The 17,374-nt window shown below is 44.5% G+C and carries 15 protein-coding genes; 6 read left to right on the top strand and 9 right to left on the bottom strand.

The features are described from left to right. Positions 1-348 precede the first annotated feature (348 nt). The 3 genes from AC27KT_RS17095 to AC27KT_RS17085 are packed head-to-tail and all read right to left on the bottom strand — an operon-like array spanning position 349 to position 3,310. The gene (locus tag AC27KT_RS17095; RefSeq protein WP_487131957.1) at positions 349-1,356 is read right to left on the bottom strand and encodes a cytochrome d ubiquinol oxidase subunit II; all 1,008 of its coding nucleotides are present in this window, start codon (positions 1,354-1,356) and stop codon (positions 349-351) included. An 11-nt stretch (positions 1,357-1,367) separates the two neighbouring features. After that, complete coding sequence (locus tag AC27KT_RS17090; protein WP_487131955.1) at positions 1,368-2,741, bottom strand: cytochrome ubiquinol oxidase subunit I; 1,374 nt, start codon at positions 2,739-2,741, stop codon at positions 1,368-1,370. A gap of 11 nt (positions 2,742-2,752) precedes the next feature. After that, on the bottom strand, positions 2,753-3,310 hold the full coding sequence (locus AC27KT_RS17085) for a GbsR/MarR family transcriptional regulator (RefSeq protein ID WP_136783374.1): 558 nt from the start codon (positions 3,308-3,310) through the stop codon (positions 2,753-2,755). 224 nt (positions 3,311-3,534) lie between these two features. On the opposite strand from AC27KT_RS17085, the gene AC27KT_RS17080 reads away from it, so the two are divergent. After that, positions 3,535-6,261, top strand: a complete 2,727-nt coding sequence (locus AC27KT_RS17080) for an ATP-binding protein (protein ID WP_487131952.1) — start codon at positions 3,535-3,537, stop codon at positions 6,259-6,261. A 40-nt stretch (positions 6,262-6,301) separates the two neighbouring features. Here the strand turns inward: AC27KT_RS17080 and AC27KT_RS17075 are convergent, their stop codons facing one another. Next, on the bottom strand, positions 6,302-7,351 hold the full coding sequence (locus AC27KT_RS17075) for a substrate-binding periplasmic protein (RefSeq protein WP_487131950.1): 1,050 nt from the start codon (positions 7,349-7,351) through the stop codon (positions 6,302-6,304). Between the two features lie 230 nt (positions 7,352-7,581). Further along, complete coding sequence (locus AC27KT_RS17070; protein WP_487131948.1) at positions 7,582-8,994, bottom strand: M28 family metallopeptidase; 1,413 nt, start codon at positions 8,992-8,994, stop codon at positions 7,582-7,584. Between the two features lie 181 nt (positions 8,995-9,175). On the opposite strand from AC27KT_RS17070, the gene AC27KT_RS17065 reads away from it, so the two are divergent. Both AC27KT_RS17065 and AC27KT_RS17060 read left to right on the top strand, forming a co-directional pair. Further along, positions 9,176-9,397: an AbrB/MazE/SpoVT family DNA-binding domain-containing protein gene (locus tag AC27KT_RS17065; protein WP_118491847.1), complete on the top strand. Its 222-nt coding sequence runs from the start codon at positions 9,176-9,178 to the stop codon at positions 9,395-9,397. Next, the gene (locus AC27KT_RS17060) at positions 9,394-9,837 is read left to right on the top strand and encodes a type II toxin-antitoxin system VapC family toxin (protein ID WP_487131945.1); all 444 of its coding nucleotides are present in this window, start codon (positions 9,394-9,396) and stop codon (positions 9,835-9,837) included. Before AC27KT_RS17065 ends, AC27KT_RS17060 begins: the two co-directional genes overlap by 4 nt. A 58-nt stretch (positions 9,838-9,895) precedes the next feature. Here AC27KT_RS17060 and fre read toward each other — a convergent pair whose 3' ends face one another. Together fre and ubiD are read right to left on the bottom strand one after the other, a co-directional pair. Next, complete coding sequence (fre, locus tag AC27KT_RS17055) at positions 9,896-10,591, bottom strand: NAD(P)H-flavin reductase (RefSeq protein ID WP_487131943.1); 696 nt, start codon at positions 10,589-10,591, stop codon at positions 9,896-9,898. 98 nt (positions 10,592-10,689) lie between these two features. Next, positions 10,690-12,156, bottom strand: coding sequence for a 4-hydroxy-3-polyprenylbenzoate decarboxylase (gene ubiD / locus AC27KT_RS17050; RefSeq protein WP_474872530.1), 1,467 nt, complete (start codon positions 12,154-12,156; stop codon positions 10,690-10,692). A gap of 391 nt (positions 12,157-12,547) precedes the next feature. Here ubiD and AC27KT_RS17045 point away from each other — a divergent pair, with 391 nt between their 5' ends. Continuing rightward, positions 12,548-12,799, top strand: a complete 252-nt coding sequence (locus tag AC27KT_RS17045) for a TIGR02647 family protein (protein ID WP_014950925.1) — start codon at positions 12,548-12,550, stop codon at positions 12,797-12,799. Between the two features lie 177 nt (positions 12,800-12,976). Further along, on the top strand, positions 12,977-13,621 hold the full coding sequence (locus tag AC27KT_RS17040) for a tetratricopeptide repeat protein (RefSeq protein WP_487131940.1): 645 nt from the start codon (positions 12,977-12,979) through the stop codon (positions 13,619-13,621). Positions 13,622-13,680: 59 nt separating this feature from the next. Here AC27KT_RS17040 and AC27KT_RS17035 read toward each other — a convergent pair whose 3' ends face one another. Beyond that, entirely contained in the window at positions 13,681-14,244 is a 564-nt protein-coding gene (locus AC27KT_RS17035; RefSeq protein ID WP_487131938.1) for a cytochrome b/b6 domain-containing protein, read from the bottom strand. 101 nt (positions 14,245-14,345) lie between these two features. Next, positions 14,346-14,627 (bottom strand): PepSY domain-containing protein, encoded by a 282-nt coding sequence (locus AC27KT_RS17030; RefSeq protein WP_014950922.1) that lies wholly within the window; start codon positions 14,625-14,627, stop codon positions 14,346-14,348. A 313-nt stretch (positions 14,628-14,940) separates the two neighbouring features. On the opposite strand from AC27KT_RS17030, the gene AC27KT_RS17025 reads away from it, so the two are divergent. Beyond that, entirely contained in the window at positions 14,941-17,304 is a 2,364-nt protein-coding gene (locus AC27KT_RS17025) for a TonB-dependent receptor (protein WP_487131935.1), read from the top strand. Positions 17,305-17,374 lie beyond the last annotated feature (70 nt).

Genomic DNA, 17,374 nt, shown 5'->3' with positions numbered 1-17,374 from the left:
TAATATTACAGTTTGATGTCAACAAAATATTTAATGGTAAATGACGTTTAAATTTTGATCACACTTTGAGGGGGAATATCAGCTAAAGCTAAATATGCCTATTCATTGGTATACATTGTTCGAGGGAAAGGATCATATTTTGATCGCATGTCTTCAATTCGAGCTCGTGGGTAGGTGATACTGGTCGCCGCAAATGCAGCAAGCACAGGGAAACCGTAGGAAACCGCAAGCAACTCGCAACGTATAGCGTTGAGTATAGCGCTGAATAGAAAGTGAACACCACTGACTTTCAATGATGTTCACTATTGTTTCAAGTAATTGGGATCCGCTGCGATCCCTCAATGAATACTAGTAGTAAGAAAGCTTCTCTGATTTACCGGAGAATATCTTATATACCATGGCGGTATAAGCCAAAATAATAGGTACAACAATAACTACGCCAACAAGCAAGAAGCGCAGAGAGCTTGCATCACTAAGCGCATCCATCACCGTCATCTGTCCAGGTATGATAAACGGATAGTAGCTTATGCCGAATGCGGTGAAACAAAGTAAAAATACTAGAAGGGCAATAAAGAACGGAAGCCATTCGCCTTTCCCTTGTGCATCAGGCAGTTTTTTAAGCAACACACCACAAAGTGCTAGAAGTGCGAAACACGCTACCGGAATAGCGAAAAGCACATAGCCCCAAGGTGCTGATAGCCATAAGTCTCGCACGTCATCGTGTAAGGTAAGGTTTGCGATACTTACCGCAACAATTCCTACCGTCAGTACACCTAATCCTCTTCTCGCCCAGTAATAGGCTTTTTGTTGAAGCTCACCTTCACCTTTAAGTATTAACCAGCACGAGCCAATAAACGCATAAGCTGCTGTAACACCAAAGGCAGCGAGTAGTGCAAAGCCTTGGGCCCAAATATCTGTGCGAAGGCCTGTCACGTAAATACCTAACATGTAACCTTGAGCCAGCGTAGTCAACAGTGAACCGTATTTGAAGACTAAATCCCACTTACGTTTTTTTACCTGTACAACTTTGGCGCGAAAATCAAATGCGACACCGCGCAAAATAAGCCCCAATAACATGAAGGTCGCAGGCAAATACAAGGTTTGTAAAAACTCACTATGGGCTTCAGGGAAAGCAATAAGCAGAAGACCAATGGCGAGAACAAGCCAGGTTTCATTAGCATCCCAGTAAGGCCCAATAGAGGCTATCATGTCATCGCGAAAGGCTTCTGTTCTTGGCGGAATAAGTATACCCACACCCAAGTCGTAGCCATCTAAAATGGCGTACAACAATACAGATAGACCAAGTAAGCCCACATAAATATTTCCGAGCATTTCTGCTGATACGTTTTCAAACATATTTGCTCTCCTTAAACCGTGCTTGGGTCAGGTTCAGAAGGCTGCATTTTAGCCTTCGCTATTTCCCGCTCTTCCGTTGTTATCTCTTCAATCTCAACGGCTCTTCTGCACATCAACATAAGTGTTCCCATGTATGCGATTAGAAGCACCGTATAGATAACAAGATAAAGCGTGAACGACAGAGCAATATTAGCCGGAGGCAACTGCGTAACCGCATCTGCTGTTTTTAATACACCGCTCACCAAGTAGGGCTGACGGCCTATTTCAGTTACATACCAGCCGGCAAGCGTTGCAATCCATCCGCTAAACGCCATGCCTGCAAACGTGCGCTTAAGCCAAACGGGGAAGTCTTTTTTGCGCATAAGATAAAGACTGCCAAGCCATGATACAGCAAGCATCAACATGCCCATACCCACCATGACTCTGAAGCCGAAGAACACAGGGGCAACAGGTGGATGTTCTCCTTCAAACTCATTTAGCCCTTTTATCTCGCCTTTCAATTCATGGGTAAGGATTAAGCTTGCACCATAAGGAATAGGAACTTCAAAATGGTTTTCCTTGCTTTCTTCGTCAGGAATTGCAAAAAGCAACAAAGGTGCGCCTTCAGTGGTTTCCCAAAGCCCTTCCATCGCAGCTACTTTCTGTGGCTGGTGTTCAAGCGTATTTAAACCATGCATGTCGCCAGCAAAAATTTGTAGCGGAATTAACACTGCCGCCGTATAGGTGGCGGTTTTAAGCGCGAGTTTAGGCGCAAGCTTGTCGTCGCCTTTAAGCATGCGGTAGGCAGAAAGCCCAGCTATTAAGAAACTGGCCGTCAGCCCAGACGCTAACATCATGTGTACGAAGCGGTAGGGGAAAGAAGGGTTAAAGATGATTTCTTTCCAGTTGGTGGCATACACCACACCATCGACTACTTCAAAGCCTTGTGGGGTTTGCATCCAGCTGTTAAGCGCTAATATCCAGAACGCAGATGTTGTGGTGCCAAGCGCAACAATAAGGGTGGATGCTGTGTGTAACCAGTTCGGAACACGGCGTATACCAAATAACATAATGCCTAGGAACGTAGCTTCTAGGAAGAATGCAGTAAGTACTTCGTAACCTAATAGCGGACCTGCTACGTTGCCCACTTTCTCCATAAATCCAGGCCAGTTAGTACCAAACTGAAATGACATGGTGACGCCGCTTACTACACCCAAGGCGAAGCTTAGGGCAAAGACACGTACCCAAAAACGATACATACGCATCCACACAGGGTGACCTGAAATATTAGAGCGCAGCTTAAAGTAGAAAAGAAACCAGCCCATCGCCATGGTGATGGTTGGAAATAAAATATGGAAACTAATATTTAACGCAAATTGTAAACGAGACAGCAAGAATGCATCCACAGAAGGCCCCCTTAGTTAACGCTGTTTTTTCCCGGAAGTAGCTTGTCCTTAAGCTCAAGCATACGGCCCACGCCAGAACCTAACTTCATCAACGTGTTTAACTTTTCAGGCCCAAGATTTTGAAGCTCTTCAGACCATGCCGTAATTGATTCGAGTAAATCGTGAATTTCGTTCAGTTTATGTTGAGCGTTTGCTTCCTTTTCATTAGCAGGTGCATCGAGCAGCAGATCCCGAAGTAAGCTCATTGTTGGGTCTATCTCGCGCTTTCTGCGCTCTTCAAACACCCGGTTTGCCAGCGTCCAAATATCACCGGCAGGAATAAAGAACTCTTTTCTTTCGCCTGGAACATGATGTTGTTTAACTAGGCGCCATGACTGAAGCTCTTTCAACCCCATACTGGTATTGCCTCTGGAGATATTGAGCGCATCGGCAACCTCTTGTGCCGAAATAGGCTCTTCGTTTAAAACAATAAGTGCAAGAATTTGCCCAACTGTTCTATTAAAACCCCAGCGACTTCCCATTTCGCCAAAGTGCATCACGGCAGAAGTAATTAAAGGCGTCATTTTCATTTTTACTTTCCAGAAGTTTCAGAAATTACTGAAAGTTTATTGTGTAAGATCAAAAAAGGCAACATTAATGTGCCTTTTAAGCAAAATTTTATTGATAATTTAATAAGAGTTAATTAGGAAACTTTCAACGATATTGCATGCTTTGATCACAATTTGTTGTTATCGTGGTTGAGTAATTAGACACTCGCAAGAAAGTTCGCTTTCTAAATTTCTCGGCCAAGGCAATGCAACACATTAAAGACAAAAAGATAAAGACGCTTCAGAACTGCGAAGATGAAGCTATTCACCTAATCGAAAGTGTTCAAAGCTTTGGTTATGTTATAGCAGTTGACCCTGAAACTAAAAAAGTTCAGGTGGTTAGTGAAAACATCAATGAGCTATTTAAAGTCAGTATCACTGCGGGTGAAACTCTTATTACTGAACTTATCGATACGCCTTCTGAAGATGCTCCCACCTTTCAAAGTATCTATCAAAGTGTTAAAGGCGGGAATTCACGCCGTGCTTACCAATGGAAGTTTGCGGAGAACGCACTTTGTTTAGACAATTGGGAAAAAGAGGGTAGCGGTGTTGTGTTCGACTCAAACGGTCTGCTTGTTATCGAGTTAGAGCCCACCCCTCAGCTTAGTTATGAAGCCGCCCAGCAATGGGTACCGATGGACGTAGATATTCGCACATTACTACCCGATGTAGATGGGTGCGACTCCATTCACGATGTTGCAGACGCCATTGCGAACGTGTTTAAGGGATACATAGGTTTCGATTCGGTGATGGTTTATCAGTTCGACAAAACCTATAGTGGTGAGGTGATTGGCGAAGTAAAAGTGCCTGGGGCTCGCTCTTTCAAAGGTTTGAAATTTCCGGCATCTGATATTCCTAGCCAAGCACGAGCGCTGTACTTAAAAAATCGCGTACGTTGTGTATATGACGTAGAACAACCCCCTATAGCTTTGATACCAACTGTGCAAGAAGCGGAGCGACCGCCTCTAGACTTATCCATGTCTATGGTTCGTTCAGTGTCGCCGGTTCATATCACTTACCTTAAAAATATGGGCATACGTTCATCGTTTTCCGTGTCCCTTGTGTTTGAAGGTAAACTTTGGGGGTTGCTTGCTTGTCACAATAATGAACCTAAATATATTGAGCAGAAAAAGCGTTTGGTATGTGAGTCTCTTGGTCACCTCTATGCGTGGCAGCTACACACTAAAGCCCTACACCAAAAGAAAGAGCAGTTTCAAATTCGGCAGCGCAAGCTGAATAGTATTATTCACCAGCTTACTAGCTATGCTAATCCCCTGGAGGCGATAACCCAAAAAGAAAAAGGCCTTTTGGATGTAGCCAGTGCATGCGGTATGGCGGTTATTACCCCTGTAGATAAATACTTAGTAGGTAGAACCCCGTCTGAACAAACATTAACTCGCCTTCTCGATAAGTTCGTTATTACCAACTCTGAAGAGTCAATTGCTATTAGCAAGTTGGCGGGAGAAGTGTCGGAACAATGTAACCTTAACGGCATTCGCGGCATGTATATATCCTGTGTATCAGCGAAGCTTGGTTATTACACCGTTTGGTTTAGAGAGCAAAAAGACAAAACTATCAGATGGGCAGGTCGTGAAGCTGCGAACAAAGATATTGGTAAGGTTTTAACGCCTCGTAATTCCTTTGATATGTATCTTCAAAGTGTAGCCGATGAATCGGTAGAGTGGACCCAGGATGATCAGCTCATAATAGAGGGTTTTGACCACCTATTTATACCTTACGCACTAAGCTTAAAAGCGTCGCTTGATAAGCAAATTAGTAAATTAGAAGAGTTAGACAAAGCTAAAGATCAGTTTCTTGCCAGTATTTCTCACGAGCTTCGTTCACCTCTTAATTCTATTGTAGGTTGGACCGACTTAGCGCTTATGGATGTGACGAATGTCGATAGAATGTCCGATGCATTGGGGGTTATCAAACGCGCTGCGTCTACACAGGCCGCGTTAATTAACGATATCTTAGACTTATCGCGCATTATCTCCGGCACAATGAAATTGAGTACGCATTCATTAAATATCGCTGGGTCTATATCTGAAGTCGCTAAATCATTCGAAGCGGGTTTCGCCAGTAAAAATATTCAACTTTCAATTAATTGCGAAGACGAGCACACACAAATTCTTGGTGATAATTTGCGTATTAAGCAGGTGATCAACAATTTGCTCAGTAATGCCCTTAAATTTACAGCAAAGGGCGGAACCGTACACGTGCGTGGGCGAAGGGAACATTCTAACTACTTGTTCCGTGTAAAAGACAACGGTAAGGGAATGACCCAAGATCAGATAGCTCGGGTTTTTGAACGTTTTTATCAAGGAAAAGATTCTCATAACAAACATGGCTTGGGGCTGGGTTTATCTATCGTAAAAAGCTTGGTTGAAATGCACGGCGGCGAAATTTACGCCGAAAGTGATGGGTTAAACTCAGGTACTACTTTTTTTGTGTCATTGCCAATCGCACCACTTAGTTTGCATGACGATATTATCGAAACCAAAAACTCTGAGATTAGCGATTTAACTGAATCACTTCGTTTGAGTGGCTTGCGAATTTTAGTCGCAGAAGACGAGCGAGACGCCCGTGATTTCATAAAATTGTTCCTAGAATCTAACGGCGCTCGAGTGAATGTCGTGAAAAACGGCTTAATGGCATGGAAGGAAATCAACGACATGCCTGAAGCTTTCGATCTACTGCTATCGGACATAGGTATGCCGGAAATGGATGGGTTAGGTCTAGTATTGAAAATTAGGGCAAGCGAAATCCCGGAAATTGCAAAACTTAATGCCGTAGCACTTACTGCTTATGCCTATACATCTGACCGCGTTAAAGCACTTAAAGCAGGCTTTAATAACTATGTGTCAAAACCGGTCGATGGCGAAGAATTGCTGACAATTCTGGAAATGTACCTACCAGAAACGTCGCATTAACTCGCTTGCTCTCCCCCGTATCCTTCGCACTGCAAGTCATCTACCAGCGGCGAAGCAATTGCTGGTAGGTGGTTTTATCTAACAGCGACTCGCGAGGCGACGAATCTTCTTTAGCGGGAAGCGCAGTATGCGCTTCCTCTAACGATATATACTTATTTCCGTCAATATAAAACAAACTGTTTTCAGATGTGGGTTTACCATCAAGTGAGTAGGCGGTGTTTAACAAATCAGAGGGGGTAGTTATGTTGCTGCGCCCGATAAAGTCGGCAACGCCATCGCCATCCACATCTTTGGTGAGCCAAGCTAACCCAAGTGGCTGATTCAATTCCCCCGAATTCTGCATTGTCGACACCGCTTGGTTGAATTGCGCAATAATCCTCTCAGCGTTAGCAACACCTTTGCTAATAGCTATTTGAAATCCCGTTTTCGCTAAAGGTTTTGCTGAAAAGTGCAAGGTTTCTTCATTATCGTTAGCCAGCAGTATGTTCAGCTCTCGAGCAAGCAGCTGGGTGGTAATTAAGTAAGGCGCTCTATCGTCGGCAAGTTGGCGAAAGGCATCAAACGTAGTGGGGTTGCGCGACCACTTTATATTTTTAAGTAACCTGAATGAAGGCGTATTTGCAAAGCGATTTTCAATAGCAACGCGGTTGTCCTTTAAATGAGGAAAGAGTTTTACGGCCTCAACATCTGCGTCTTTGCTTACCGCGTAAAGATAAATGGGTAAGTAGACATCGGAAAGTACATAGTTGCTCGTGTCCTCACCTAAGTTGATGTAGGCAAATTCACCGTCTAATTTGCCCGTTAAGACAGAGCTGCCCAGAAAAGCTTGTCGCATCACCTGAAGCTGAATATCCAACTCTGCTTTTTTAAACACTTTTTCAAGTAATGCGTTAATCCGAGCAGGCTCCCCATCATCGCTGATATAGGTCTCGAAGGAAGCTGCACCCAACTTAGTAGGGGCGGCATGTAATTGCGAAACACTAAAGCAACAAAGGACTAGGCTAATAGCCAATAAAGAAAGGCGTTGAGTGAAAATAGAGAGCGAGAACGCGCTGAATCTTACCAAAGGTGAACTCCGAACTGCCGTCATGCATTTCCTACACTGTAATGCAGTTAGTCACTTAATTCCAATAAACACGTGCTGGCTTAAATTAACAAAATGTAAGCGACATCAATATATTGAATGTAGTGTCCACGCTTAGACTAGCTTTTGTTGAATAAAGTCATTCGTGATGATAAGCCGGTTTCATTGCCAGCTTAACGTCACGAACTTGATTGGATGCCTAATTGGGTGCGTATAAAAACGCTTAATATAAGCATTTATTCGCCGAAGCTACCCGCAGGACCTGGGTAAACGACAACGCTTTCAACACCGTCTTTGTTAACGCTGGCAACGCCAAAAAAGTAGTTGTCGATAACCACGTTCTCAAGCATGGCCTCGGTAACGTTACCCACATATTTACTGTATTCCCATTGCGGAGCATCAGTATGACGCCAGTATACTTTGTATCCTTTAAGCTGAGGGTTCTCTTCCGCGTCTAGTGCATCCCACTTTAAAAAGGTTGAAGGCTGAACAGCACCGGCAATTTCTACATTTGCAGGTGGGTTCGGTGCCCACGCCATTGCAGCAAGAGAAACCGCATTTAAGCCGGTAAGTTTTGCAGCGTAATCAAAGTCAACCCCATCCAAGGTATCACCATAGGCAATACCGTCTTCTATACGAAGATCTTGATGCTGGCGGGTATAGTTCTCGTTAGTTTCCATAATACGAATACCCGGATAGCCCAAGTCGTTAAACGGGCGGTGGTGCCCGCCACGACCAAAACGATCTAAACGATAAATCACCATAGTGTCTAAATTTTCAATGTACTTATCAGCGATTTTATCTATATAGCGGGCAAGGTTACGGCTTGGTGAGTCAACCTCACCCCCGGTGAAACGTCGCATGCGTGCTTCTTTATCCGTTTCGGTTACGCGTGTACCTTCAGCAAACAAGCGAGCGGTGGTGTTGTTAATCACACCGTTTACCCCTTCGATATTGCCAATCATGTCATTATTGAGCACGGCTTTAATTCGCCAGCCGTCCTTCTTGGCTTGGTTTGCCATAATACGTCCGCCGAAAAGCCCTTGCTCTTCGCCAGATAGTGCAGCGTACACGATACTACCGTTAAACTTGTATTTGGATAGTACTCGTGCCGCTTCAAGGGTACCGGCAACACCAGAGGCGTTGTCGTTTGCACCCGGTGAATCAGAGGTGAAATCCATCACATCAGACACCCGTGAATCAATGTCGCCCGACATGATCACGTAACGGCCTGGATCAGTAATACCGCGTTGAATAGCAATAACACTTACCACTTCTACCGGATCGGGAATACGCTTTTCTCCGCTGATAACTTCCGACTGGTAGTACACTTCTAGGCAGCCACCACACTCGGCTGAAATTTTATCAAATTCAGATTTAATCCATCGGCGCGCAGCACCAATGCCACGGGTATCAGACTCGGTTTCAGAAAGGGTATGACGTGTACCAAAGTTTACCAGCGTAGTAATGTCTTTTTCGATATTTTCAGCAGAGACGCTCTCAGCGATATCATAAAGTGCTTGCTGCTGCTCGCTTTGTGCGTATGCAGTGAAAGATGCAGTGCTACTTAATAATATGGCAGAGGCCAGCAGACTATTTTTTCTCATTTTGGCGCTTATGTTAGCGAGTGCGGATAGGTTTTTTATCATTGTTCTCTCCAGTGTTTATCTTTTCACCATAACCAATACGTGGCTTGGCTACAATTGGAGTAAACGATTTAAACTAGCCAACTGTCGCAAGCTTAAAACTATCTATTCTTTACTTTCTGATAAAAAGTAAAGATGGTAGTATGATAAATGAACAGTTGAGAGGTGTGGAGATTAAATAACAATGGCTAAAGTTAGTATGAAACGGCAGATAACGCTACCCGCAGAGTTGTGTAGCATTGCAAATATCCATGCGGGCGATGATGTTGAAAGCTTTGTTGATCGTCAAGGTGTTATCTCTATTGTGAAAAAACAAACTGGCGCGGCAAAAGGAATTTTGAAAAATATCACTGTTAATCACAGCTTCAGTGATGAGGCGTCGCTCCATAGCGCGTTAGAAAAATGATAGCTATAGATACGAATATCTTGCTCCGCTACCTACTTCAAGACGAGGAAATGCAAGCTAAGCAAGCAAACAAATTGATTTTGTCTTCTGAAACAGTATTGATTACAGATGTGGTATTAATTGAAACCATCTGGACGCTAAAAGGTAAGCGCTACAGCTTAAATAAAGAGAAAATTATTCAGGTTATTCATGCACTATTTGCTGAGCCAAATATTGTGTTTGAGGATAATCAGGCTGTGTGGGCCGCACTGAAAGATTTTACCAATGCTAAGCCTATAAAAGCAGGCGGAAAAACCAAGCAAGCAGATTTCCTAGATGCTCTCATTATTAATAAAGCCAAACGTCACGCGCAGCTATATAAGCTAAACCTTACAAACGTGTTTACCTTTGATAAGGTGGCTCAGGAGATTGAAGGTATGACTGATCCTCAATATCCATAATAAAACGCCAACGACGATTCGATGGCGATAGGTTTTAACAAGCCCTTATGTAATTGGCTTAAATAAACGCGAACGCGTCGCCAAACAAGTTCTCAACTTTTAAGCCGCGCTGAGTAAAATCGTCGCGCACGACTTTTGCCATTTCGAAGCGGCCGGCAACATATACTTGAACGTTCGCAAAGTCGGCGTGATCGGCCATGACTGCGTGATGTACCCAGCCCGTTCTGCCTTTCCACTCGTCGCATGCAAACTCGACAACTGGCACAAAAGTGAAGTGCTCATTCGCCTTAGCGAGTTCGGTTAGCTTGTCAGCTAAATACAAATCAGCAGCGTGTTTTCCACCCCAATAAAGAGTAAGTGGTGTTTTATCACCGCTGTTAAGGTGCTCTTGCAGAATTGAGTAGGTATACGAGAAACCCGTACCACCAGCAATAAGAACCATAGGCAGGCCATTACTTTGCAAAAAGGCATTGCCATTACCTACGTTGACGGTAATTTCGCCATCTGCACGCATGCGCTCTAGCACTTCACCTGCGTAACTGTTGCCAGGCTCTGCGCCAATGTGTAATTCAATGCGGTTATTATCAAAGGCGGCATTAGCAATAGAAAATGGGCGCATATCTTTTTCGCCCATTACCACCATAGCGTACTGACCCGCTTTAAACTCAACAGGGCTTTCTGGCGTTAATTCAATTTTTTGTACCACTTCGGTTAACGGCGTGATGCTTGCAACCTTGCACTTAATCTCTGACATGTATTTTCTTTAAACCTTCTTGCTTAGCGTGTCGCCTTTTTATGCGCTTTAAGACAAGCGCATGCTTTAATAATCGTTATTAGCGCTACATCGAGTCGCTACATAATACCAAGACTGTCCCAAATATCATCAACGCGTTTTTTAACGTCTTCGTCCATCACAATGGGCACGCCCCATTCCCTATCGGTCTCACCCGGCATCTTGTTGGTCGCGTCCATTCCCATCTTAGAGCCTAGCCCTGAAACGGGGGACGCAAAGTCCAAGTAATCGATAGGTGTATTTTCTATCATTACCGTGTCGCGGGCTGGGTCCATACGGGTAGTAATAGCCCATATAACATCGTTCCAGTCGCGGGCATTAACGTCGTCATCGCACACTATCACAAATTTTGTGTACATGAACTGTCGTAAGAAAGACCACACGCCCATCATCACTCGTTTAGCGTGACCTGGGTATTGTTTCTTCATGGTAACCACCGCCATGCGGTAAGAACAGCCTTCTGGCGGCAAATAGAAATCGACAATTTCAGGGAACTGCTTTTGCAAAATAGGCACAAACACTTCGTTTAGCGCCACACCTAATATAGCTGGCTCATCTGGGGGACGGCCTGTATAAGTTGAATGATAGATTGGATCTTTGCGATGGGTTATATGAGTAACGGTAAATACAGGGAAGTCATCGACTTCATTGTAGTAACCGGTGTGATCGCCATAAGGGCCTTCAGGCGCAGTTTCATCCTGTGCAATATAGCCCTCAAGCACGATCTCCGCGCTGGCAGGTACTTGTAAGTCGTTACTAATAGACTTAACCACTTCGGTTTTATCTCCGCGAAGTAAGCCTGCAAAAGCATATTCAGAAAGGGTATCTGGAACAGGAGTAACCGCGCCTAAAATAGTGGCTGGATCTGCACCAAGCGCTACAGATACAGGGTAGGGTTCGCCCGGATGCGTTTGACACCACTCGCGAAAATCAAGGGCGCCCCCACGGTGTGACAACCAGCGCATAATAAGTTTGTTTTTACCGATAACCTGCTGACGGTAAATCCCCAAATTCTGGCGCTTCTTATGCGGCCCTTTTGTAACGCTCAACCCCCAGGTTACCAAAGGCGCAGCGTCACCCGGCCAACAGCGCTGAACCGGAATTTTTGACAAGTCTACATCGTCACCGGTAAGCACCACTTCCTGACAAGGGGCTTTTTTTAGGACTTTGGCAGGCATGTTAAGCACCTGCTTAAATACTGGCAGCTTTTCCCAAAGATCTTTTAGTCCTTTAGGCGGCTCTGGCTCTTTCAAATAAGCCAGTAGCTTGCCTACTTCACGCAGTGCTTCAACAGACTCTTGGCCCATGCCCATCGCTACGCGCTCTGGCGTACCAAATAAATTGGCCAGTACCGGCATGTTGTGGTTCTTAGGGTTTTCAAACAACAGTGCAGGGCCGCCGGCACGCAAGGTCCTGTCAGCAATTTCTGTCATTTCAAGGTCGGTATCAATCGGCTGGCTAATGCGTACCAATTCACCTTTAGCTTCTAGCTGGCGAATAAAGTCGCGTAAATCTTTGTACTTCATCAGTGCAGGTGCATCCACAAACTCAATTTATGGCAAGAATATACTATTTAGCGCCAAAGTCCGATCAGTAAGCGCTGTGTTTACATGATTAAACGTTTTACAGGTGAACTGGCCAGCAACATTTCCTCGCTCCGCTCGCAGGTTTTTCTTGACAATATTAGTTAAATTACGCTTTACAGAGGTGCAATTTGGGTGTGATATAGGAAAGCGTTAAAAATATTAACAAATCTAAGGTGGATAGCGCTTTGATGTATGCGCTTTAGTCTAGGCTTTCGCTCCTAGTGCTTTTATGCAAGTGCTTGGGAAAGGTTCTGGACCAAAGTTCTATGCTGAAAAGTTTCAGCAAGCACAGTGCTAAACCCCTTATAACCCTTTTGCCTAAGGTGGTTACATGAGCTCATTCGATCAGGACATGCTAGACGAATTAAATTTGTTATTGAAGTTTCCCACAGACAGCCTGCTTCAAGGTTTGAAAATTCATCACGACGCGAGCCAAAGCATGGTGAATGCAGCGTCCAGGCTGTACTCGAAAGGCCTAATCACCCAGCCAGACGGTGGTTACCTAACTGATTTAGGCATTGACCTAGCCGATCACGCCCGCCATATCCAATCGGCCATGTGCCCACGAAAAAGTAGCCACTGATCTTAAGAGGCTGGCGTTAGATTGAATGCGGGTGGACCGCGTCAAAGCTGAAAACAATTCGCCGCTAGCCTCCGCTTATAGCGTCCATGTGTAAAGATAACCATGTCTTGGTTAAGATAATCTATAATTAGCCGATACCTTAACCAAGACATGGTAACTAACACATACTCTTTTGCTATGAAACGTATTCTAACCACAGCCTTATTTATCTGTGCCTCTGCGACGGCTTTTTCCGCTCATGCTCTTGAAGGGGAAACTATCGAAGAGCTTCGCGCTGTTCAGCTTTATAGCCAAGACGCGTTAATCGACATGATTAACGCTAATACTCACCTAGACAAAGTGGTAGAAGACAGATGTCAGCTTGTTCAAGACATTGAAGCCCGTGCGGATGTATTAAAAGTGCCGGCCTACCAGTTTTTATGGGGGGACATGCTGGCGTGGGGCGTGTGCGTAGATGCTGAACCTTCTCGCGGTATTGGCTATATGGAGGACGCCGCGAATCAAGGTTTGCCAGCAGCACTAGAGCAGCTTGGACGATATTACGCAAAAGGCACGCTTGTGCAGCAGGATAAAGCGCGTGCGGTGGTGTATTTGCGAGAAGCGGCCGCACTTAAAAACCTGAAAGCGCAGATTCGTTTGGTTGAGTTGTTTTTAGAAGGTCATGGTAGCCCTTACGACTATGAAGATGCCTACCACTGGCTTTATAACTCTGTGACCAATGATAAAAAACAGCACCAGCAAATAGCTTCATACCTGGCTCGCTTAGAAAAATTAATGCACCCGAAAGCAGTGCGTGAAGCAAAGCGGCCTTTAGATAGCTAAAGGTTAGTGGTACGTAATCGATAGCAAACGCCTAAATGATTAAGATAGTTTGCGGGGGCTTAGCGCTTACGCCAGCCAGTAAGCATAGGGCGAACTAATTGAGTATTTCCTATATATTGCACAGCAAACACTGCAGCGACATGCACTAGCACGCAACCATACAGAACATCAGCCATAATGCTGTGTATCCATTCCAGCGTACTATTACCAAACATGGCATCTATTTCTTCCATCATAAAACCGGTAATACCTAAACCCAGCAGGAGCGTGATAACGGCCATTATCATTAGCCAGCCAAAAGGATTGTGACCATGAGCACTTGGGATTTGTTTATGCTTTAGGTGCTGAATATGCTCTCTAAAGGCCTGCTTGCTTAGCGAAATAGTGGAGAAGTTAGCGTAAGCAGCGGATCCCTTTATGTTGGAATTGGGCGAATATAAACCCCAAATAACGCGTATAGATATGAGCGCTACACCCACATAGCCTGCTATTTCATGGTAAAGCCGGCCCGGCTCTACAATAAAGTAGTTGGTGATAAAACTTGCAACAATGCCCCAGTGGCATACGCGCACTACCCAATCCCAAATATAAATATCTGAACCTGTGTCTTTAGCTTTGTGCATTATGTGACTTTCTCAAGGTAAAACAAAAAACGCTGCAATAGTTTGCAGCGTTTCTATCAAGTATTGAAGCAAGCATTTATACATGGCTTGCTAAAACACACTTAGTGCATTTCTTTCTTAACAATGCTGCCATCGACAGGGTTAAAGTAAATTTCTACTTTGTTCTCTTCTTTATCAAAACCATAGATTTCGTAACAGTTGCCGCCCGTTACTTTGAACTCGTTAATTTTGTAACCTTGCGCTAATAGCTGAGCCTGAAACGCATCTTGGTTCTGCCATTCAGCTTCAGGTGCAGTCGTACACTGTGTAGTGCCATGCTCTGCACTACACGCACTTAAAAGGGTTGCAGCGCCAATAGCCGTAGCCATCATTAGTTTTTTCATTGCAGTCTCCATTTCGCTTTTTAGTTAAATGTTATTTCTGTCCTACGTGGAATGAGTGTACTTAGTTTGCTCTATGATTCAAAGGGGCGTTTTTTGTTATGCCATTTATCGCGGCGTAGATTTTTCGAATGGCATATATCTGTCACAAAATTGCCTTTCATTTGTAACTTATACTTCATCGAACCGTCTCAAAAGCGCTCTACATTCTTTTGCTTCGATAATTCTAAAAGGTAAGCAATGTTGCCAATCTATCGGCGAAACGCTTACAAAAAATACATAAAACACCCACTAAGCACACGAAAGGAATGATTTGATGCGCCCTCTGTACCCACAACCGGTCTATTCACGCTCTTTGCTTGCTACAACGATTGCGTTTGCTTTATCAAGCGCAGCCATTGCACAAGAAGTCGCGCCTGATACTGCAAACGAAACTGACTATATAGAAGAAATTACGGTAACCGCTCAAATGCGAGAGCAGTCCGTAATGGATGTGCCTGTTACCATGGATGTTATAGGCAGCGAGTTTCTAGAACGCACCAATATTATGGAGCTTGATGAGCTATCTCGTATTTTGCCTAACGTTCAAATTCAAGAGCAGGCCGTAAGCTTACCGTCTTTTAATATTCGCGGTGTCACCGATGATGTGTCGTCGGTATCGGCAACGCCTCGTATATCGGTATATCAAGATGGCTTTGATATCAGTAAGAAAACCGTAGCCAGTGTCGCACTTTACGATATCGCCCGCGTTGAAGTGTTAAAAGGCCCACAGCCGACCCTATTTGGTGTGGCTGCTGCCAATGGCGCGGTAAGCATTCACTCCAATCTTCCTACCTTTGAACAGGAGGGTAAGGTACAGGTTGGCTATAACTCAGAAGAAGGCCAAGAAGTTGAGTTTATGTATAACCAGCCTATTAACGACAATCACAGTTTCCGTATTGCCGGGCTTTACCGAGAAATGGACGGCATTGTAGAAAATAACGCCTGTAGTGCTGACTCTTACTATGGCAATGCAAATATGTACAACCACCTGGGTGAAGAAGTACCTTGCAATAGTGAAGATCTTCAGGGGGTATCAGTTCAAGCACTTCGTGCAACTTGGCTTGCAAGCTATGAGAAGTTAGAAATCATTGCGCGTGCAGCAATGGAATACAACGACCAGCCGGGCATCGCTTTCAAATCTGGCTCTATCGCACCTAATGGTGGAGATACTAGCCCTTTTACCGCTGCTGAGTTCAGCTTAGGCAGTGAGCTAGGTATTGAGCGTACGCTTCAAGCTTATGATTTAACCGTAAACTACGATTTCAACCAAATGCTTAGCCTACACGCCGATGCCTACTATAAAGATGTAGAAGTAAGCGAAGGTTTCGATGCTGATGGATCTGCGCTTAGAATTCAAGATGCTTACTTTGATAACGATGCTACGTTACAAGGTGCATCGATGCGTTTAGTGTATGACTCGGGTGATAAATTGGCCGCGTTTGTAGGTGCGTCCATTACTCAAGACGATTCGATTTTGCCCTACTATGTGATGGTAGGCCCTTTTATACGCGGTACGTTTGATGCGGTAAAAGCACAGCTAGAGGCTAGTTCTAATATTCCGCTCAATCAAAATATAGCGACCAACGCATCGCTAGAGGAAATAGAAGCCCTGCGTGCAATATTGGTGTCTCAGCTGTTTAATGAAGATGGTTCGCCTATTTCAAACCCTGCATTGCCACCTATTTTGATTCAAGGGCCGTTTACCTTTGAAGCTGAGCTAGACATTGCATCTTATGTTGCTGAAGTTTCTTATTATGTAACCGACGATATTAATGTTACTGCTGGTGTTCGCTACATTGATGAAACTCGCTATACGCGAAATACCTTTACCACTGCAGACGGTGCATTTACCTTCGATGCCGAGCGCGATTTTGACGATACTCTGCCACGCTTCGCGGTAAGCTATGACGTTAACAACAACTGGAATTTATACGCGAACTACGCCAAGGGCCGACGTTCACCGGTTGTGGATGCTAATGCGGGTGGCGTTAACGTCACAAAAGCTGAAATTGTGGATAGCTACGATCTGGGTGTTAAATACCAAAGCGCCAACTTCCTGTTCTCAGGCGCTATTTTTACCTATGAATACAGCGATTATCAGCAAAGCTTTACCGATGCGGAAACCTTGCAGTCTATTACTGTAACGGTAGGCGACTCGACCATGTCGGGCATTGAGGGCATGGCGACCTATAACTACAGCGAAACACTCACGTTAACAGCAAGCCTTGGCTTCCTTGATGCTGAATTTGCTGACAGTACTGCTGATGGGTCTGAATTCCAATACGGCGGCAATAAGTTCCGCTTAGCGCCAGAGGTGAGTGGCGCGATAAACATCAACAAAGTATTCAACATGAGTAGTTTCGACATTGATGTGAACTGGCTCACCAGCTTTCAGTCTGAAGTGTTCTTTGAAAGCAGTAATTACCCTGGCCTTTCCCAAGATACCTATTCGCTTACTGATGTATCGGTGAAGCTGCTTCAAGACAACAGTAAGTTTGCTTACGAGTTTTATGTGAACAACCTGTTTGATAAAGAGTTCTTGATTGATGCGGGTAACACAGGCGGAGGCTTGGGTATTCCTACCTTTGTTCGCGGCATGCCACGCATTGCCGGTGTGCGTGTTTACTACGAGTTTTAGATACGCCTGTAATAGAAGCGCTTAGTTAAACAAGCGCTTCTATGCACCTCGTAAAATCGTCGTACCCATC

This window comes from Alteromonas sp. 5NW40-0090 (genome assembly GCF_057552975.1).
The sequence above is the reverse complement of the archived record's forward strand: the minus strand, read 5'-3'. Positions and strand labels throughout refer to the sequence as shown.

Coding starts and splice junctions, on each gene's coding strand:
- AC27KT_RS17095 (WP_487131957.1), bottom strand. CDS start 1,356: ATGTTTGAAAACGTATCAGCAGAAATGCTCGGAAATATTTATGTGGGC.
- AC27KT_RS17085 (WP_136783374.1), bottom strand. CDS start 3,310: ATGAAAATGACGCCTTTAATTACTTCTGCCGTGATGCACTTTGGCGAA.
- AC27KT_RS17080 (WP_487131952.1), top strand. CDS start 3,535: ATGCAACACATTAAAGACAAAAAGATAAAGACGCTTCAGAACTGCGAA.
- AC27KT_RS17075 (WP_487131950.1), bottom strand. CDS start 7,351: ATGACGGCAGTTCGGAGTTCACCTTTGGTAAGATTCAGCGCGTTCTCG.
- AC27KT_RS17070 (WP_487131948.1), bottom strand. CDS start 8,994: ATGATAAAAAACCTATCCGCACTCGCTAACATAAGCGCCAAAATGAGA.
- AC27KT_RS17065 (WP_118491847.1), top strand. CDS start 9,176: ATGGCTAAAGTTAGTATGAAACGGCAGATAACGCTACCCGCAGAGTTG.
- AC27KT_RS17060 (WP_487131945.1), top strand. CDS start 9,394: ATGATAGCTATAGATACGAATATCTTGCTCCGCTACCTACTTCAAGAC.
- fre (WP_487131943.1), bottom strand. CDS start 10,591: ATGTCAGAGATTAAGTGCAAGGTTGCAAGCATCACGCCGTTAACCGAA.
- ubiD (WP_474872530.1), bottom strand. CDS start 12,156: ATGAAGTACAAAGATTTACGCGACTTTATTCGCCAGCTAGAAGCTAAA.
- AC27KT_RS17045 (WP_014950925.1), top strand. CDS start 12,548: ATGAGCTCATTCGATCAGGACATGCTAGACGAATTAAATTTGTTATTG.
- AC27KT_RS17040 (WP_487131940.1), top strand. CDS start 12,977: ATGAAACGTATTCTAACCACAGCCTTATTTATCTGTGCCTCTGCGACG.
- AC27KT_RS17035 (WP_487131938.1), bottom strand. CDS start 14,244: ATGCACAAAGCTAAAGACACAGGTTCAGATATTTATATTTGGGATTGG.
- AC27KT_RS17030 (WP_014950922.1), bottom strand. CDS start 14,627: ATGAAAAAACTAATGATGGCTACGGCTATTGGCGCTGCAACCCTTTTA.
- AC27KT_RS17025 (WP_487131935.1), top strand. CDS start 14,941: ATGCGCCCTCTGTACCCACAACCGGTCTATTCACGCTCTTTGCTTGCT.